Genomic DNA, 15,867 nt, shown 5'->3' with positions numbered 1-15,867 from the left:
AATGCCTAGGCGATCGACCGTTCGCGCTGAATGCGGAAAGAGCCCAACTTCACCAAGGCATCGCGGAAGGGCTTTTCGATTACGAACGCAACGAAGCTCGCCAGGGCAATCGCCGAAAAAGTGATGATGAGCGGGCTCGTGATCCCCAGAACGGCGGCGAGAAAGATGCCGGTGGGAATATGTACGAGGTATAGCGGATAGGAAATATCGCCCAGCCTATCCATTACGATGCTCTGCCGAAACCATCCACGCTGCGCCACATAGATCGCTGCGATCGTAAGTAGGTAGGTCACAAATTGTAGCGGGTATGGGGTCCAGTCTGACAGCAATGTTGCTGCGGTACCGAGAACCGCCGCCGACAAATAAAGCTTTGTCGATGGGTAGCGCGAAAGCGCCACTCCGATCAAGAACGGCCACAAACACCGTACCATGTTCAGTTTTTCAAAGGCTTGATATGCTTTCGAGCCACTGAGATCGTGCGGCAGGACAAAGTAGACTATCGAGACTGCAATCGCGATGAACATGAGGCGTGGATCTGGTCGCCCAAGCACATGCAGCAATAGATAATACGAAACCTCGATCGACAGCGACCAAAGCACCGGATTGAAATTCAGCGCCTTTACGGCATACATTTGCAAGAGCAGAATGTTGCCGACCACTTCAATCCACCCCGAACCCTCAAAAAAAATTCCGTTCGCGTGGTAGGGGCCGACGCCGATCTGCAGTGCGATCGAGATTGCGATGGCGAAAATATAGGCCGGATAAATGCGCAGGAGTCGACGCTTCAAAAAGCCGTCGTGGCGTCTGTCGAATGAACTCGTAACCGAGAAACCCGATATGACCAGGAACCCTAACACGGCCGCCTTGGAATCGAGCATTTCAACAAGGCGAGTTAGGGCATTTCCTTGGAAGTAGCTAAGATGACTTGTTAACACAATGATCGCCAGCACAAAGCGTGCCGCTCCGAGCAGGCTCCAGTTAATGTTTGTTTCTGTTCGCCCCATCCTTCCAACCTGCCCGCACTTGCTCACAACGTCAACCACGCCCGCATTCGCTCGATGCTATACCGCATCATCCGAAAGGACGGGACGCCCACGGCTGACCTCAACGGCAACGTGATCGAGTTCCCGACACGGCGTGAGCCGGTGCGCTGGGCAATGCCCGTGGAACGCGTGGTGCCGGTCAACCGTCCGGAGTAAGGCGCGGAGCAATTTGGTTGTTGCCTCATCGCTCGGGAAGTGGCCCCTGGCTCTGACCGCGCGTCTGAGCTTCGAGTTCAGCGCCTCGATGGCGTTCGTAACCGGTATGAGGATGTCGGTGCCGAAGTTTCTGCTGCGACTCACGGGTTGTGGCACATGGTGCGACCATTCGGGACAGAGGCACCGGGAGCACGAATGTGCGAGCAGGCCGATGTATAGCATGAGCTGCAAGCTCGAGCTAGCTAATTCGATGCTGAATGTCTGCAATTGGGGCGATTGCTGCCGCCGTATCGAGCACGCATTAGGTCAACCGGCGAACGTCGGAAGGTGGAGGGTAGCTGACGTTAGCATGGCGATCGCCTGCGCGGCTAAGGATTAGCGTTCTCATGCTGCGTGCTTCGAACCGCGTGCTTCGCACTATCGTTCCCCCACCAACTGCCCACGGACATTAATGCACCGATTAAGACATACCCACCTACGACGAAGTAGAAAAGTTGGGGGTGATCTTTGCGCTTGATCACTCCCATCAGCTTCCACGGTGCAGGAACTGAACCAGTCAGCAGGCATAGGCTGGCTACAACAAACGCGAACGTGAAAAAATAACAGCCATCGCAGTAGCTTGCCCACGTCTTCGAGCGTCTGCAAGGGAGCGCCCTAACCCAATCGAAGGGGTTCGGCGGACAGCGGGCGGGACTTGAACCACACATCATTCCGGTATTGCACGGTGCACTCTCCAGTTGTGCTACCGCTGCCCAACCTAAAATAGATCAAGCTGCGAATGGCCGCTAGTGGGGCGTTTGCTGCCATTCGCGTTCACATCCGGCAAGGTGCCGAATTTGCGCACGCCGCCTAGATCGCACCTAAAAATTGGCTATCTGTCGAGCCAAACTAACACGACCTGCTGAACAAAATTCCAGTTCTGGGCTAACGGTAGGGTAACGCATATGCTACACTTAATTACCCATGTTTACCCAGAATAACACGCAGTCCGATGTGGAATCGACGGGAATTTCCCATTTTTAACCGTAATGATCATTTTGGGGTTACATTGAGTGGCAGTTAAAATTGTCTTTTAATCAGTAGGTCGCTGGTTCGAATCCAGCTGGGCTCACCATATTCAGATATATGGAATCATCCTGCGCATTTTAGGCCCGGATTTTTGGCCTGTTTGCTTCCAGTAAGCGCCGGATAAGCATGGCTCGCGGTGAAATTGCAACCACGTTCCGCGTGGGTGCCGCATTCCATGTCGGCCGAATGCGCGACGCGGCGATACCTTCCCCTTCAATCGCGCCATAGTCGTTCGCACGCTTGCGCAAGACTATGGCGCGATTGGGGATGAACAACGCCGGCGTGCAGTGTCACGAGATTGTAGGCACGAAATTCTATCGGTTGGAGAGAAGTGGCGGCCGGACCAGCGCCTTGGGTGTTCCCAGGATTGCAGAGCTTGCCGGCATCGCGAGCCGGTCAACCGGAAGCGATCCGGCTGGCGAATGGTTCGGATGATACCGCAAATATGTTTACGGAGAGGCTCGTGTTGAAAACCCCGATCAATGCCGTTTTGCTGATGATTGCGTCTGCGGCGCTGATAACCGGTGAAGCGCGTGCGGAACCCGGCGCGGTGCCAAAAGCGGCGCATGTGATCATTGTCGGTGTGGATGGCATGAGCACCGATGGCGTGCTGAAGGCGGACACGCCGACGATGCACGACATGATGAAGCACGGCAGTTGGACAATGCATGCGCGCGGCGTTTTACCGACCACGAGCGCGGCCAACTGGGCGTCGATCATCAACGGTGCGGGACCCGAACAGCACGGTGTCACCAACAATGACTGGCAGGTCGGCGAGTTCAATTTTCCCGCCTCGGTCACTGGATCGGGCGGCTTTTTTCCGTCTATTTTTCAGGTGCTGGCCGATCAGCATCCCGAATGGGACACAGGGTCGATCTATCAGTGGGAAGGGTTCGGCAATCTCTATGACCGGCACTTTGTAAAGTATGACATTCACGGCCGCGATGAAGATGACACCGCCTCGCTGGCGACGGCCTATATCAAAGCCAAGAAGCCCGAATTCCTGTTCATGCATCTCGATCATGTCGACGATGCCGGCCACACCTTTGGCCATGGCACCCCGCAGTATTACGCTGCCGTTGCCAAAGCCGACCGGATTATCGGCCAGATCAGGCAAGCCGTCGCGGACGCCGGCATCAGCAATGACACGGTGATCCTGGTGACCGCCGACCATGGTGGCGTCGGCAAGGGGCACGGCGGGCAAAGCCTGGCCGAACTTGAAATTCCGTGGATTGCTTATGGAAAGGGCATTGCCCAGAACAACGAACTCAACCTGCCGGTCAATACGTTCGACACTCCCGCCACTGCGGTGTGGCTGCTGGGCGCAAAGATACCGTACGCATGGTTGGGGCGCCCGGTGACGCCGATCGAGATCGGAGAAAAAGGCCCCGAACAGACGTACCGAGCCAGCAGTTTTTATGCTGCGCCGCGGATAGAGCCGATGACTGACGGCAACGCCGACGCCGGCGGGCTGTTCATCGACAAGTCGGCACAGATGACCATGCGCAATCTCAATTCGGTCGGGCCCAACCCGGTCGGTGAAATCCGCTACACGCTGGACAATTCGATCCCGAACAGCGCTTCGCGGCTTTACACAGGGCCGGTCGCCATCACGCGCAGCACGATCGTGCGCGCCGCGCTGTTCGTCGATGGAAAGGCTGCCAGCATTCCGTCGAAGGCGTATTTCCGGATACTTGAGCAAAAAGGCCACGATCTGCGCGGCATCAATTACAAGGTCTACCTGCTGGAGGACCCGGCCATGCGGCTGCCCGATTTCGACCGGTTGACCCCCGTGGCGTCGGGCACAACGCATGAATTCAACGTTGCGGGATTAAAGCTGCCGCGCGAAGCGAATGTCGCCGTCGTGTTCGAGGGCTTTCTGAACGTCGCGACCGGAGGCGATTACACCTTTGTCCTTGCGTCAGATGACGGCAGCAAACTGATGATCGACGGCAAGCCGGTAGTGGACAATGATGGCAGCCACGGCGTGCTCGCAGCGAATGGCGGCATCACCCTGACGCCCGGCAGGCATGCGATCCGGGTGGAATATTTCAACGGCAGCGGCGGCGCCTGGCTGGGCGCGTATATGGAAGGCCCGGGTGTTCCCCGTCAGTTCATCGATCCGAACGCCCTCGAAGTGCGCTAGACGCATGACCGGGGCGTGGAAAACAGCAACGGTTGTTTTGGCGGCTTGCGCCCTGCCGGCAAGCGTTGGCGGTTCGGCACCGCGCTGCGATCTGGCGGCGATCGATGCGGCCCATGCCGGCGCAGGATGCGAGCGCGCATGGATCGATCATAACCTGAAGCTCAACGACCTGGTGGCGGTGGGCACGCACAACAGTTACAAGCTGGCGCTACCCGATGCGGTCCTGGCGATGATGCGCGCCGCTGCGCCCGATCGCGTCAACGAGATCGACTACCAGCATCGACCCTTGTCGGAACAGCTCGACGCCGGGGCGCGTCAGATCGAGATCGATGTCTATTCCGATCCGCTGGGCGGGCGCTTCCTCCACCCGGCCGCTTTGCGCGCCGCGGGCGTAACGCTTGACCCGGCGCGGCTGGCCGCGCTGGCAGAGCCGGGCTTCAAAGTGATGCATGTCCAGGATCTGGATGTGCTGAGCGCGTGCGTGACCTTGCGGGACTGTCTTGGCGTGGTGCGGCGCTGGTCGATTGCCCACCCCGATCATGCGCCGATCATGCTGATGTTCAATGCCAAGTCCGATGCGTCGCCGGTGCCCGGTGGCGTGGCCGCGCTGCCTTTCGATACCGCCGCGTTCGATGCACTGGATGCCGAAATCCGCGCGGTGTTTCCGGCATCGTCGCTGATCACGCCAGACGATGTACAGCGCGGGTATCCCACGCTGCGCGATGCGGTGCTGCACGACGCATGGCCCACTCTGGGCGAGGCGCGCGGCAAAGTCCTGTTTGCGCTGGATGAAGACCCCGATGGCGTGGCGCGGTATCGGGCAGGCCGTCGCTCGCTCGAAGGGCGGGTGTTTTTCATCAACACCGACGAGGCATCGCCTGCCGCTGCCTATCTGACGCTCAACGATCCGGTGGCGGATGCCGACCGGATCCGAAAGGCCGTTGCCGCCGGTTTTATCGTGCGCACGCGCGCCGATTCGGGAACGGTCGAAGCGCGCAGCAACGATACGCGGCGGCGCGGGGCGGCGCTGGCCTCTGGCGCGCAATATGTGTCGACCGATTATCTGTGGCCCGGGCCGCACCTGCATAACGATTATCAGGTGCGTCTGCCGGACGCAGCGGCGGCGCTGTGCAATCCTGTGCGTGCGGCGGGCCGGTGCGGGCACGCCGCGATCGAGCGCGTGGCGCAACCGGGCGCGGGCTACCTGTCGCCTGAAACCACGCCCGATGGGCTGCGCGTGCTCGCGCCGCCACCGCCGCCTGGTGGCGCGGTTGCTCGTGCCGATCGCGCTGTATTTGTGGCCACGCGCCGCATGGCAGGATCATCGCGCTGGCAAGTGGCCACGTCCGACGTCCATACCGAAGCCTTTGAACATTTTGCCTGCGCGCTGGGCGTAAAGCTCAACCCGGAACTGGCCCCGGCGCTTGCCCGCCTGCTGGACCGGGCGAGCACGTCGGGGGTGGTCGATCCGGTCAAGCGGTTTTACCAGACCGCGCGTCCTTATGTGGGCACGGACGCCCCGATGTGTCAGCCCAGAAGCAGGGACCTGGCCGCCAACGGCGACTATCCGTCGGGCCATGCCGCGGGCGGCTGGATGGAAGCGTTGATCCTGGCAGAACTTGCGCCCGACCGGGCGACGGACATTCTCGCACGCGGACGGGCCTTTGGAGAGAGCCGCATGGTCTGCGGCGCGCATAGCAAAAGCGCAGTCGAAGCGGGCTGGCTGGCGGGCGCAGCCGCCACCGCCGCGTTGCACGCGACGCCCGCATTTCGCGCCGATCTGGAGGCCGCGCGCGCCGAAATGCCGCGCGCCCGCGCTGCAGCGGCTGCAGCAGATGCCGCGGCCTGTCGCGCAGAATCAGCGGCGCTCAGCGTACCCGTGTCTCCACGCTGATTTTCAGCGCGTCGTGGCGCCAGTATTCGCGGTCGAATTCCACGACGCGGCCCTTTGCGTCATAGCTGGTGCGCACGACATTGAGGCCGGGCAGTCCCGGTTTGACGTGCAGCGCCTCTGCCTCGCGCCCGGTCAGCGCGCAGGGCTGCATGTCGACCTTGTTGCGCGTGACCGTCAGGCCATAATGTGATTTCAGGATGCTGGTCAGCGACTGGTCGAACGAGAATTGCAGCAGATCCGGCGCGAGCGCGCAGTCGACGACGATATATTCGACCAGCACGGCACGTTCATCGATCGTGCGGCGGCGGCGGATCAGATCGAGCGGCGCGCCCACCGGGCGGCCGAACACGCTGGCAAGATAGGCGTCCGCCGCAATCTGCGTGGCAGACAGCGTTTCTGTGGCGGGGCGGCGGCCCTGCGCCTCGACATACGCCATGAATCCTTCCCACCGGGTGGGATCATACACGATCGGCGGTGGCGAGACGTACCAGCCGCTGCGGTCCTTGCGATAGATGATACCCTCGGCCTCGAGCTGGGCCAGGCCTTCGCGCACGGTCCCGCGGGCGGCATGGGTTGCGGCTTGCAGCGCCCGTTCCGATGGCAGCCGATCGCCGGGCTTCAGTTCACCTGCCGCGATCCGTGCTGCGAACGCATTGCGCAATTCGAGATATTGCAGGCCATCGCCAACGCCCGGCGACAGGTCTGGCAGTGCTTGATTGCGGAACATGAAACTGTCTCGTGCTGTGGTGCAGGATACGCGGGGCGAATTAATTATGGAGTTGTATCAGAATGTTACGCAAAAAATCTGACGCGCCGAGGAGAATATCGACGGATTTGTCCCGAAATTTCGCCTAATGTAACAAGAGAGTCGCGGCAACCTGCTTAAACAAACTGGTTCAGACCAGATAGGCGGGGGCCCTTATGATGATGCACTATTTTGTCGAGGCCGCGCGCCCGAACTTCAAGTCCCTTTTGTTGTCGACGGTGGCGGTGCTGGTTGCCGCAGCGCCCACGGTTGCCTTCGCGCAGGCGGCGACCGAGCCGGGCCAGGCTGCGGCCGCGCCCGATCCGGCGCAAGCCCAGACCGCTGCCGAGCCTGATCCGGAACGCATCGTCGTCACCGGGTTTCAGCGTTCGCTGCAAGAGGCGCGCCGGCTCAAGAAACTGTCGAATATCGAACTCGACGTGATCGTCGCCGAAGACATGGCGAAATTTCCGGAACTGAACCTGGCCGAATCGTTGCAGCGCCTGCCCGGCGTGCAGATCACGCGTGAAGCGGGCGAGGGCCGGCGCATTTCACTGCGCGGTTTGGGCCCGGATTTTGCCCGTGTTCAGCTCAACGGCATGGAAGTGCTCGGCAACGTCGATTCGGCGCAGGACAGCCGTGGCCAGCGCAGCCGCGACCGCTCGTTCGACTTCAACATCTTTGCCTCCGAACTGTTTTCCAAGGCGCAAATCGAAAAGACCTATGAGGCGGCACAGCAAGAGGGCGGCATGGCCGGAACGGTCGGGCTGTTCACCGGCAAACCGTTCGATTACGCTTCCGGAACCAAAGCCGTCGTGTCGGCCAAGCTGGGTACCAACCAGTATACCAAGGACGCGCAGCCACGCCTGGTCGGCCTGTTCAGTCAGAACTGGAACAACACGTTCGGGATCACGGTGTCGGCGACATATAGCAAGCGCCGGACCACCGAAGAGGGCCATGACACGTATAACTATACAAAATTGGACTACTATAACGACCCAATGGATCCCACTAGGAACATTCATGATGCTCAGGATCTAGTCGCTGCCGGCCTCGATATTTCGCACCTGAGTGCGGCGAAGCAGGCCCAATTTCTGAATAGTCCGACGTATTTTGCGGACGGAAATCGCCTGTCCTCGTGGGACGCGCGGCAGGAACGCCTCGGCCTGACCGGTGCTGTGCAGTGGCGTCCGGCCGACAATCTGTTGCTGACGCTTGATTTGCTGCACAGCCAGTTCACCACCCACCGCGACGAATATCACTTCGCTACGCGACCGATCGAGGGTGCGGGTTCGACCACGTTGGATACGCCTGCCGGCTCGGGATGGCCTGCGGCCTACCAGACGTCTTCGGTGGTCAACGACGTTACGTTCGACAACAATGGTTATGCCACGTCAACCAATGTCAGCAACGTGACTTTCGGCAGCGAACACCGCCGCGAACTCAACAAGAACAATTTCAACCAGGGTGCGCTGACCTACAAGTGGGACGTCTCGGACAAATTCAAGATCGATGGCCATATCGGCGCCGAAATGTCGAAGTACGATACGCCCTACGATGACAAGCTGTACATGCGCGCCAAGGGCAATCTGGTCGCCAATTACGGTCCGACCGGCCAGTCGGCATCATTCAGTTACCCGGGCACGAACCTGACCGATCCCTCGATCTATACCCTCGACGATTTCTATTATCGCTCGTTCTACAACGAATCGAAGTTGTATGAAGGCACGGTAAACCTGCATTACACCGTCGATCCGGTGTTCACCATTCGCGCAGGGGCCGCCTATCACCGCTTTACGCAGAGCGGCGCCAATTACTTTTATGACGGCAACGTCAACGGCACCAACGGCGAAATGCGCGGGAAGCCGGCAACCGGCCTGACCGATGTCTATAGCAATGCATCGGGATCGTGGCTGGTCGGTGATTTCGACAAGACGTTCGCCGCGTTCAACGAATATCACCGGCTCGGGCCCAAGGCCGATGGCACCGGCGGCGCGATCCAGGATATCGAGCAGGTGTTCACGATCAAGGAGGGCACATTTGCCGGCTATGCCCAGCTTGACTGGGACACCACGCTGTTCGGCAAACACGTTCGCGGCAATGTCGGGTTGCGCGGTTATGACACGCGGACCGAAAGCCAGGGCTGGATCCAGGGCAACAGCTATGCCTATCTCGGCACATCCGATGTGAAAGGGCATTATTCGGGGGTCTTGCCGGCGCTGAATGCGGTGGTGGAGATGTCTCCCGAACTGCTGGTGCGTTTTGCCGCCACGCAAAATCTCAATCGCCCGCCGCTGTCGTCGCTCGCGGCGCAGGGATCGGCTTCGGCCGACCAATACAATGACGACGGCACTGTCGCTGCAAACGCCAAGATTTCGGCTTCGCGCGGCAATCCCAACCTGAAACCGTTCAAGGACACCACTCTGGATTTCGCCGTGGAATACTATTTCGGCAAGATCGGCCTGCTGTCGGCAGGCGTGTTCCAGAAATGGATCAGCAATTTCTTCGACACCGTGCCGGTGTTCAACATCCCCTTCAGCCAGACCGGGCTGCCGCTCAGTTCGATCAAGGGCGTAACGCCGACCACGAATGTCTACGAATTCGACGAGCCGCTCAACCAGTCCGGGATCAAGCCCGTGACCGGAATCGAACTGGCGGCGCAATCACAGTTCAGTTTCCTGCCCAAGCCGTTCGACAAATTGGGTGCGCTTGCCAACTTCACGTATGTACACGCCAACTCTGCGATCACCGGAATTTCGCCGACCAGCTTCAACGCCACGCTCTATTACGAAACCAAGATATGGGGCGCGCGCGTCGCCCTGAACCACCGCAGTCTCTATTATAACGGCCACAACGACGCTCCGCTGAGTGCCGGCACACAGGGCTATTTTGGATCGACCTATATCGATGCTGCAGCGTTCTGGAATATCACGCCCAAATTCCAGTTCACGCTCGACGGCATCAACCTGACCAACCAGAGCAACACGCAGTTCTGGGGCCAGCCGCACTATCTGTACAACCAGACCCGCAGCGGCGCGACGTATCTGGCCGGCCTCAGCTACAAGTTCTGACTTCTGCACGCCCCCTTCCGGCGGAAGGGGGCGATTGGTATGTTCCCACGCATGATCGTCTCGCACAGCCACTGCTTCATCTTTGCCGCCGTGCCCAAGACCGGCACCCATGCGGTGCGCCAGGCGTTGCGCGAGCATCTGGGCGATGACGATCTCGAACAGGTCGGCCTGTTCGTGAACAAGCGCTTTCCCTGGGCCGATCTGGCCGCGATCCAGCATGGCCACCTGGCGCTGCGCCAGATCCGGCCGTTCGTGGGAGCAGACACGTTCGACCGGTTTTTCAAATTCGCATTCGTGCGCAATCCGTTCGACCGGTTCGTCTCTTATTGCGCGTTCATGCTGCGCGGCGGCGATGCGTTTCAGCAACAGCCGCGCGAAGTCATGCGCCACTTCCTGTTTCGCGATCCGCCAGAGGGCCACGTGCTGTTTCAGCCGCAGGCCGCGCTGCTGGTGGACGACGATGGCACGACGCTGTTGACCGACGCGATCGGCCGGGTCGAAGACATGCAGGCATCGTATGACGCGCTGTGCGCGCGGATCGGCATCCCGGCGCGACCGCTGGGCCGGGTCAACGGCACCAGCCGCGGCGATTATCGGACGTATTACGACCAGATGCTGATCGACGGTGTCGCCGCGCGGTACGCGATCGACCTGGACCTGTTCGGCTATACCTTTGAAGGGATGCGATGATCGCCGGCCCTGCAACACCTGCCGCCAACCCGCGCAAGACCACGACGATCCGCAAGCTCGGACCGGTCGATGCCACCGTGCTGTCGGGTGCAGTGGCGGCGATCCCCGAATCCGTCTGGCACGCCGAAAACGCTGCCAAGCCGAACAAGTTCGATGCGCTGGACGACACGCGGCACATCGTCTTTCGCTTCATCGACGGCCCGCGTGACTGGCGCCGCGCGCACGATCGCCCGGCGTGGCCCGGCTGGCGCAGCACGCTGGAGCCGGTGTTGGCGCAGGCGGTCGCCCCCTATGGCTATGCGCGCGGTGTATATCCGCGCGTCATGCTGGCAAAAATGCCGCCCGGCGGCGTGATCCACCAGCATGTCGACGCCAACCCGGCCGCCAAATGGCCGCACAAGATCCACATTCCGCTTTTCACCAATCCCGGGGTGACGTGCTTTTTCGGCGGTGAGCAGCACCATTTCCCGGTGGGCGAGGCGGTGGAGGTGAACAACCTGGGTCCGCACTGGGTCCGCAATACGGGGCCGCACGATCGCATTCATCTGGTCTTTGAATATTACGATGCCGACCAGCCGGATCCGCCTTGGCTGGAGCCGTTTTTGCGCAGCGGCGGGGTCCGGTGACACCGCCCGGCGACTTTGGCCAGCGCGAGGCGGCATTGCAGCAAGCCAAGGACTTGCGCGCGCTCGGCCGCCTGCCCGAAGCGCTGGCGGTGCTGGCCGGGATGAAGGCGCAATATCCCGGCTTCAGCCGATGGTATCACGAACTGGGCCATTGTCATGCGCTGTCGGGCAATGCGCCCGCCGCGATCGAAACTTTGCAGCAAGCGGTGCGCATCAACCCGACTTTGCCCGCAAGCTGGCATATGCTGGAACAGCTGTACCGCATGCAGGGGGACGCCGTGCAGGCGGCGGCTTCGGCGCGCAATCTGGCAATGCTGCAAAACCTGCCCACTGAAATCGTCGTGGCAAACAGCCTTTACGCGGACGGCGATCGCGTGCTGGCCGAGGATGTGTTGCGCGATTATCTGGACAGGGATGCGGCCAATGTGGGCGCTTTGCGCCTGCTGGCGCGCATCTGTCAGGAACGCGATTCGACCGACGAAGCGGAAGTTCTGCTGGAACGCGCGCTTGGGTTTGCGCCCGATTATCACGATGCGCGTCTCGATTACGTGATGGTCTTGCTGCACCGGCAGAGGTACGCTCGCGCAGGGCAGGAAGCGGCGGCGTTGCTGACCCGGGAACCCGGCAATCGCGCGTATCTGAAGCAATATGCGGCGGCGTGTGTCGGACTGGGCAATTACGAGCCGGTGATCGATATCTACGGCCAACTGCTGACCGGGGCGGGTGAATCCGCAACCGAAATCGCCGAATTGCGCTTGTGGCGCGGCAATGCCCTGCGGATCGCGGGCCGGCTGGACGAGGCGATCGCCGATTATCGGGCCGCGATCGAGGCGCGACCGGGCTATGGCGTGGCGTGGTTCAGCCTGGCCAATCTGAAGACCTGGCGCTTTGGCGACGAGGATATTGCCGCGATCGAACGCGCGCAAGCGGCCGACGATCTTCAGGATCTCGATCGCATCTATCTGGCGTTTGCGCTGGGCAAGGCGATGGAAGATCGCGCCGCCTATGCGCGGTCGTGGCAGCATTATGCGCAGGGCAATGCACTGCGCCACCAGACCGTGCGTTATCGCCCGGAGGCGGCCGAGGCTGGCGAAAAGCGACTTGAACAGACGTATACCGCCGCGCTGTTTGCCGATCGTAGCGAGTGGGGCCATGCCGATCCGGCGCCGATCTTCATCGTTGGCCTGCCGCGATCGGGCTCGACTCTGGTCGAACAGATAATCGCGTCGCATTCGCAAGTCGAAGGCACGCAGGAACTGACCGAGATCGGGCACATTGTTACAGGGCTATGCGGCCAGGACCCGGCATGCGGGCTGCCACTTCACCCGGACGCCGTAGCGCAGGTTTCGCGAGCGGACATCAGCGCGCTGGGCGAGCGGTTCATCGATGAAACCCGCACTTACAGGCGTTTGGGGCGGCCGCGCTTCATCGACAAGATGCCCAACAATGTCTGGCACATCGGCCTGATCCACCTGATCGTGCCGAATGCGACGATCATCGACGTGCGCCGCGAACCAATGGCTTGCTGTTTCAGCAATCTGAAGCAGTTGTTTGGCGGGGCCAATCAGGAGTTTGCGTATGGGCTCGAAGACATCGGACGCCATTATCGGGCGTACCTCGCCATGATGGAGCATTGGCATGCCACTTTGCCCGGGCGCGTGCTGACCCTGCACTATGAAGATCTTGTCGACGATCTTGACGCCAGCGCGCGGCTGATCCTGGCGCATTGCCGCCTGGCGTTCGAGCCTGCCTGCCTGCGCTTTCACCAGACGCAGCGCAGTGTGCGCACGCCCAGTTCCGAACAGGTGCGCCAACCCATCGACCGCGATGGACTGGGGCAATGGCAGCACTATGCGCAATGGCTGGCGCCGCTGCACGATGTGTTGGGTGATGCGCTTATCCGGTACAGGACCTGATCGATGCAATTGTCCCGTCCATTTTACCAACTCCCGGTGCTGTTCGACGCCGCGCGGTTGCAGGCCGAAGTCGCGGGCCTGCCCGATGCGGCCTGGGCGGCGCATCCCGACGGTGTCACCGGCAACAGCGCAGCGCGTCTGATCACCGTTGGAGGCGCAGAAACCGATGCGCACCACGGACAGATGCTGCCGACCCCCTGGCTGAACGCGATGCCCTACATGCGCCAGGTTCTCGCCGGATTTGGCGTCGTGTGGAGCCGATCGCGGCTTATGCGCCTGGCGCCCGGATCGGGAGTGCCGTTGCACGCGGATATCAATCATCACTGGCACAAGCGCGTACGGCTGCACATTCCCGTGTTTACCAGTCCGCAGGTGCGCTTTCACTGTGACAGCGAAGACGTGCACATGGCGGCGGGCGAAGCGTGGATCTTTGACAACTGGCGGCCTCACAAGGTGGAAAACCCGTCGAGCATGGCGCGCATCCATCTGGTTGCCGACACGACCGGCACGGCCGCGTTCTGGAATTTCAGCTGCGGACCAAAACCGCCCCGCGCGCAATGGCCGATGGTACCGTGGCGCCAGGACGCCAACGCCCGGCTGCTGACCGAGCGCGAACAACGCCAGCCGGTGATGTCGGCCGCCGAAGTGGAATTGCTGATCGACGACTTGCGAGCAGAACTGTCGCTGGCCGATCACGCTGCTGCGGCGCAACTCGAACAATTCGACGCGATGCTCGAAAGCTTCGTTCAGGACTGGCGCCAGCTTTGCGCCCTGCATGGCACAGACGGGCAATCGCGCACGGAATTCATGCGATTGGCCGATGCATTGCGCCAGCAGGCACCCGAGCTTGCGGACGGGATCATCATGCGGACGAACAGCGCGAGTGCAATGCTTGTTCTGGAGAAACGCGTGCTAGACCACCTGGTCAAATTTGATTCCGGATCGGATTGATAGATCGCACGGAAAGCGGCGAGGGTACCGGGCGAGACGGCTGTGCGCCGTTTCGCGCAGGGCCACGGCCGCGCCTTTGATAAAATCCCGCTCGATCTGGCGGTGTGTGGCTGATAGGCCTGCCGTCATGACAGACAACAGCCCGGTGCCGACCTGCGATGCCGCGCCCGGCGCTTTGAAGCCCACACGGCACTTGCGCCGCAGCTTGTCGACCTTCGGCGTGCTGATGCTGACGCTGTCGTGCCTGTCTCCGGCGTTCAGCATTTACGGGATCGGTGCCGATATCCTGCAGCATGCCGGCAGCGCCGCGGCGGCCCTGTTCATGGTGGCAATGGTTGCAGCGGTGATCTGGGCCGTGGTCTATGCCGAACTGGGGTCTGCCTACCCGTATGCGGGGGGCGATTACATCGGGGTTGCCGCCATTCTCGGGCCTTGTGCCGGGTTTGTCTCATTGGCGATATGGGCGGTCATTTCGGGCCCGTCGGTCGCGTTCGAGGCGCAGGTCACAGCGACGTATGTGCAGGATCTGGTCCCGGGTGTGTCGCATATGGCGATAACCATGGCGGCGCTGGCGGCAACGACGATGATCGCGCTGTTGGCAGTGCGTTCCAGTGCACTGGTCACGGGCATGTTTCTGGCGGTGGAAATGCTGGTGGTGGTAGTCCTGATCCTGTGCGGGCTAAGCCAGCCGATGCGTGGCCTGGATGCGATTGTCGCGGTCCCGCTTGTGCTTCCGGCGGGGTCGGGGGCTGGTGCGGCGCTGGTGCCGGTTACTCTGGCGGCACTGGCCTCATCGCTGATCAATGCGATCTATGGCACTGTCGGCGGAAACCAGGCGATCGGTTTTGGCGAGGAATTGCAGGATCCGCATCGCCGGATGGGGAGGGTCATCATCCTGGCCTGTCTGATCGGGGCGGCGACTATCGTGATACCGGTGATCATGGTTGCCCTGACTGCGCACGATTTGCCGGCGCTGTTGCAAAGCCCGACGCCATTTACGGCTTTTGTGGCGCGGGTCGCGGGGCGCGGCCTGGCCCGCGCTGTCGACCTGGGCGTGGCGCTGGCCCTGTTCAACGCGTTGATCGTCCAGATCATGTGGTGCGCGCGCCTGTTCTTCAGCCTTGGTCGCGACGGCGTGCTGACACAGGGTGCAAACCGGGTGCTGGGCAGCGTGCATGGCGGGTCGGGTGCGCCGCGCGGCGCCACGCTGGTGGTAACCGGCTATGCCGTGCTGTGCTGCCTGGCGCCAACGCATATCCTGCTGGTGTTTCTGGCGGGCGGCGTGGTCTATACGTTCAGTCTTGTCTGCCTTGCCGTGCTGTTTGGTCGTGCGCGCGGCTTGACCGCGCTGCCCGGCTATTGGCGATCGGCATGGTTCCCGCTGGCTCCGTTGCTCGGCCTGCTGCTGGTTGTTGCCATGGCTGTGGCGGATCTGGCCGATCCCGATGCCGGCCGGCCTAGTCTGGTCATCATGGGCGCGCTCGCGGCGCTTGCCGCGATCTGGTATTCTGTCCATCTGCGGCGGCGGCCAGGGGGTTGGGCACCGACGATGGAATAGGGG

Annotated in this window: 10 protein-coding genes, 1 tRNA gene and 1 pseudogene; 8 read left to right on the top strand and 4 right to left on the bottom strand. The window is 61.4% G+C overall.

The window, feature by feature from the left end; all coding sequences use genetic code 11:
* Positions 1-5: 5 nt before the first annotated feature.
* From ACOOE2_RS17160 to ACOOE2_RS17150, 3 genes and pseudogenes are all read right to left on the bottom strand, one after another.
* The gene (locus ACOOE2_RS17160) at positions 6-1,043 is read right to left on the bottom strand and encodes an acyltransferase family protein (RefSeq protein WP_420384196.1); all 1,038 of its coding nucleotides are present in this window, start codon (positions 1,041-1,043) and stop codon (positions 6-8) included.
* A gap of 135 nt (positions 1,044-1,178) precedes the next feature.
* Positions 1,179-1,310 (bottom strand): annotated as a pseudogene (locus tag ACOOE2_RS17155) (transposase); the annotation flags it as partial.
* A 568-nt stretch (positions 1,311-1,878) separates the two neighbouring features.
* Positions 1,879-1,951: transfer RNA gene (locus ACOOE2_RS17150), tRNA-OTHER, on the bottom strand.
* 779 nt (positions 1,952-2,730) lie between these two features.
* On the opposite strand from ACOOE2_RS17150, the gene ACOOE2_RS17145 reads away from it, so the two are divergent.
* Positions 2,731-4,413 carry an alkaline phosphatase family protein gene (locus ACOOE2_RS17145; protein WP_420384195.1) on the top strand — a complete coding sequence of 561 codons (1,683 nt, stop codon included), beginning with the start codon at positions 2,731-2,733 and terminating at the stop codon, positions 4,411-4,413.
* A 37-nt stretch (positions 4,414-4,450) separates the two neighbouring features.
* Positions 4,451-6,307, top strand: coding sequence for a Ca2+-dependent phosphoinositide-specific phospholipase C (locus ACOOE2_RS17140; RefSeq protein WP_420384194.1), 1,857 nt, complete (start codon positions 4,451-4,453; stop codon positions 6,305-6,307).
* Here ACOOE2_RS17140 and ACOOE2_RS17135 read toward each other — a convergent pair.
* Positions 6,282-7,034: a UTRA domain-containing protein gene (locus ACOOE2_RS17135; RefSeq protein ID WP_420384193.1), complete on the bottom strand. Its 753-nt coding sequence runs from the start codon at positions 7,032-7,034 to the stop codon at positions 6,282-6,284. The two genes, ACOOE2_RS17140 and ACOOE2_RS17135, sit on opposite strands and share 26 nt — an antisense overlap.
* A gap of 194 nt (positions 7,035-7,228) precedes the next feature.
* Between ACOOE2_RS17135 and ACOOE2_RS17130 the strand changes: the two genes are divergently transcribed.
* The 6 genes from ACOOE2_RS17130 to ACOOE2_RS17105 all read left to right on the top strand — a co-directional run bounded on the left by ACOOE2_RS17130 (position 7,229) and on the right by ACOOE2_RS17105 (position 15,864).
* Positions 7,229-10,123 carry a TonB-dependent receptor gene (locus ACOOE2_RS17130; protein ID WP_420384192.1) on the top strand — a complete coding sequence of 965 codons (2,895 nt, stop codon included), beginning with the start codon at positions 7,229-7,231 and terminating at the stop codon, positions 10,121-10,123.
* 39 nt (positions 10,124-10,162) lie between these two features.
* Positions 10,163-10,813 (top strand): sulfotransferase family 2 domain-containing protein, encoded by a 651-nt coding sequence (locus ACOOE2_RS17125; protein ID WP_420384191.1) that lies wholly within the window; start codon positions 10,163-10,165, stop codon positions 10,811-10,813.
* Entirely contained in the window at positions 10,810-11,439 is a 630-nt protein-coding gene (locus ACOOE2_RS17120) for an aspartyl/asparaginyl beta-hydroxylase domain-containing protein (protein ID WP_420384190.1), read from the top strand. The genes ACOOE2_RS17125 and ACOOE2_RS17120 overlap by 4 nt, the downstream gene beginning before the upstream one ends.
* A complete protein-coding gene (locus ACOOE2_RS17115) occupies positions 11,436-13,355 on the top strand; it encodes a tetratricopeptide repeat-containing sulfotransferase family protein (RefSeq protein ID WP_420384189.1) in 1,920 nt (639 codons plus the stop codon). The genes ACOOE2_RS17120 and ACOOE2_RS17115 overlap by 4 nt, the downstream gene beginning before the upstream one ends.
* Positions 13,356-13,358: 3 nt before the next feature.
* Positions 13,359-14,306, top strand: a complete 948-nt coding sequence (locus tag ACOOE2_RS17110; RefSeq protein ID WP_420384188.1) for an aspartyl/asparaginyl beta-hydroxylase domain-containing protein — start codon at positions 13,359-13,361, stop codon at positions 14,304-14,306.
* A gap of 127 nt (positions 14,307-14,433) precedes the next feature.
* Entirely contained in the window at positions 14,434-15,864 is a 1,431-nt protein-coding gene (locus tag ACOOE2_RS17105; RefSeq protein WP_420384187.1) for an APC family permease, read from the top strand.
* Positions 15,865-15,867 lie beyond the last annotated feature (3 nt).

Origin of the sequence: Novosphingobium sp., from assembly GCF_965214355.1 — a bacterium.
GTDB lineage: Bacteria > Pseudomonadota > Alphaproteobacteria > Sphingomonadales > Sphingomonadaceae > Novosphingobium.
Note: the sequence above shows the minus strand (reverse complement) of the source record. Positions and strands in the feature narration are given on the sequence as shown.

What these genes read in the sequence shown, in the direction of transcription:
- ACOOE2_RS17130 (WP_420384192.1), top strand. Translation starts at nt 7,229, where the DNA reads ATGATGATGCACTATTTTGTCGAGGCCGCGCGCCCGAACTTCAAGTCC.
- ACOOE2_RS17105 (WP_420384187.1), top strand. Translation starts at nt 14,434, where the DNA reads ATGACAGACAACAGCCCGGTGCCGACCTGCGATGCCGCGCCCGGCGCT.
- ACOOE2_RS17135 (WP_420384193.1), bottom strand. Translation starts at nt 7,034, where the DNA reads ATGTTCCGCAATCAAGCACTGCCAGACCTGTCGCCGGGCGTTGGCGAT.
- ACOOE2_RS17120 (WP_420384190.1), top strand. Translation starts at nt 10,810, where the DNA reads ATGATCGCCGGCCCTGCAACACCTGCCGCCAACCCGCGCAAGACCACG.
- ACOOE2_RS17110 (WP_420384188.1), top strand. Translation starts at nt 13,359, where the DNA reads ATGCAATTGTCCCGTCCATTTTACCAACTCCCGGTGCTGTTCGACGCC.
- ACOOE2_RS17125 (WP_420384191.1), top strand. Translation starts at nt 10,163, where the DNA reads ATGTTCCCACGCATGATCGTCTCGCACAGCCACTGCTTCATCTTTGCC.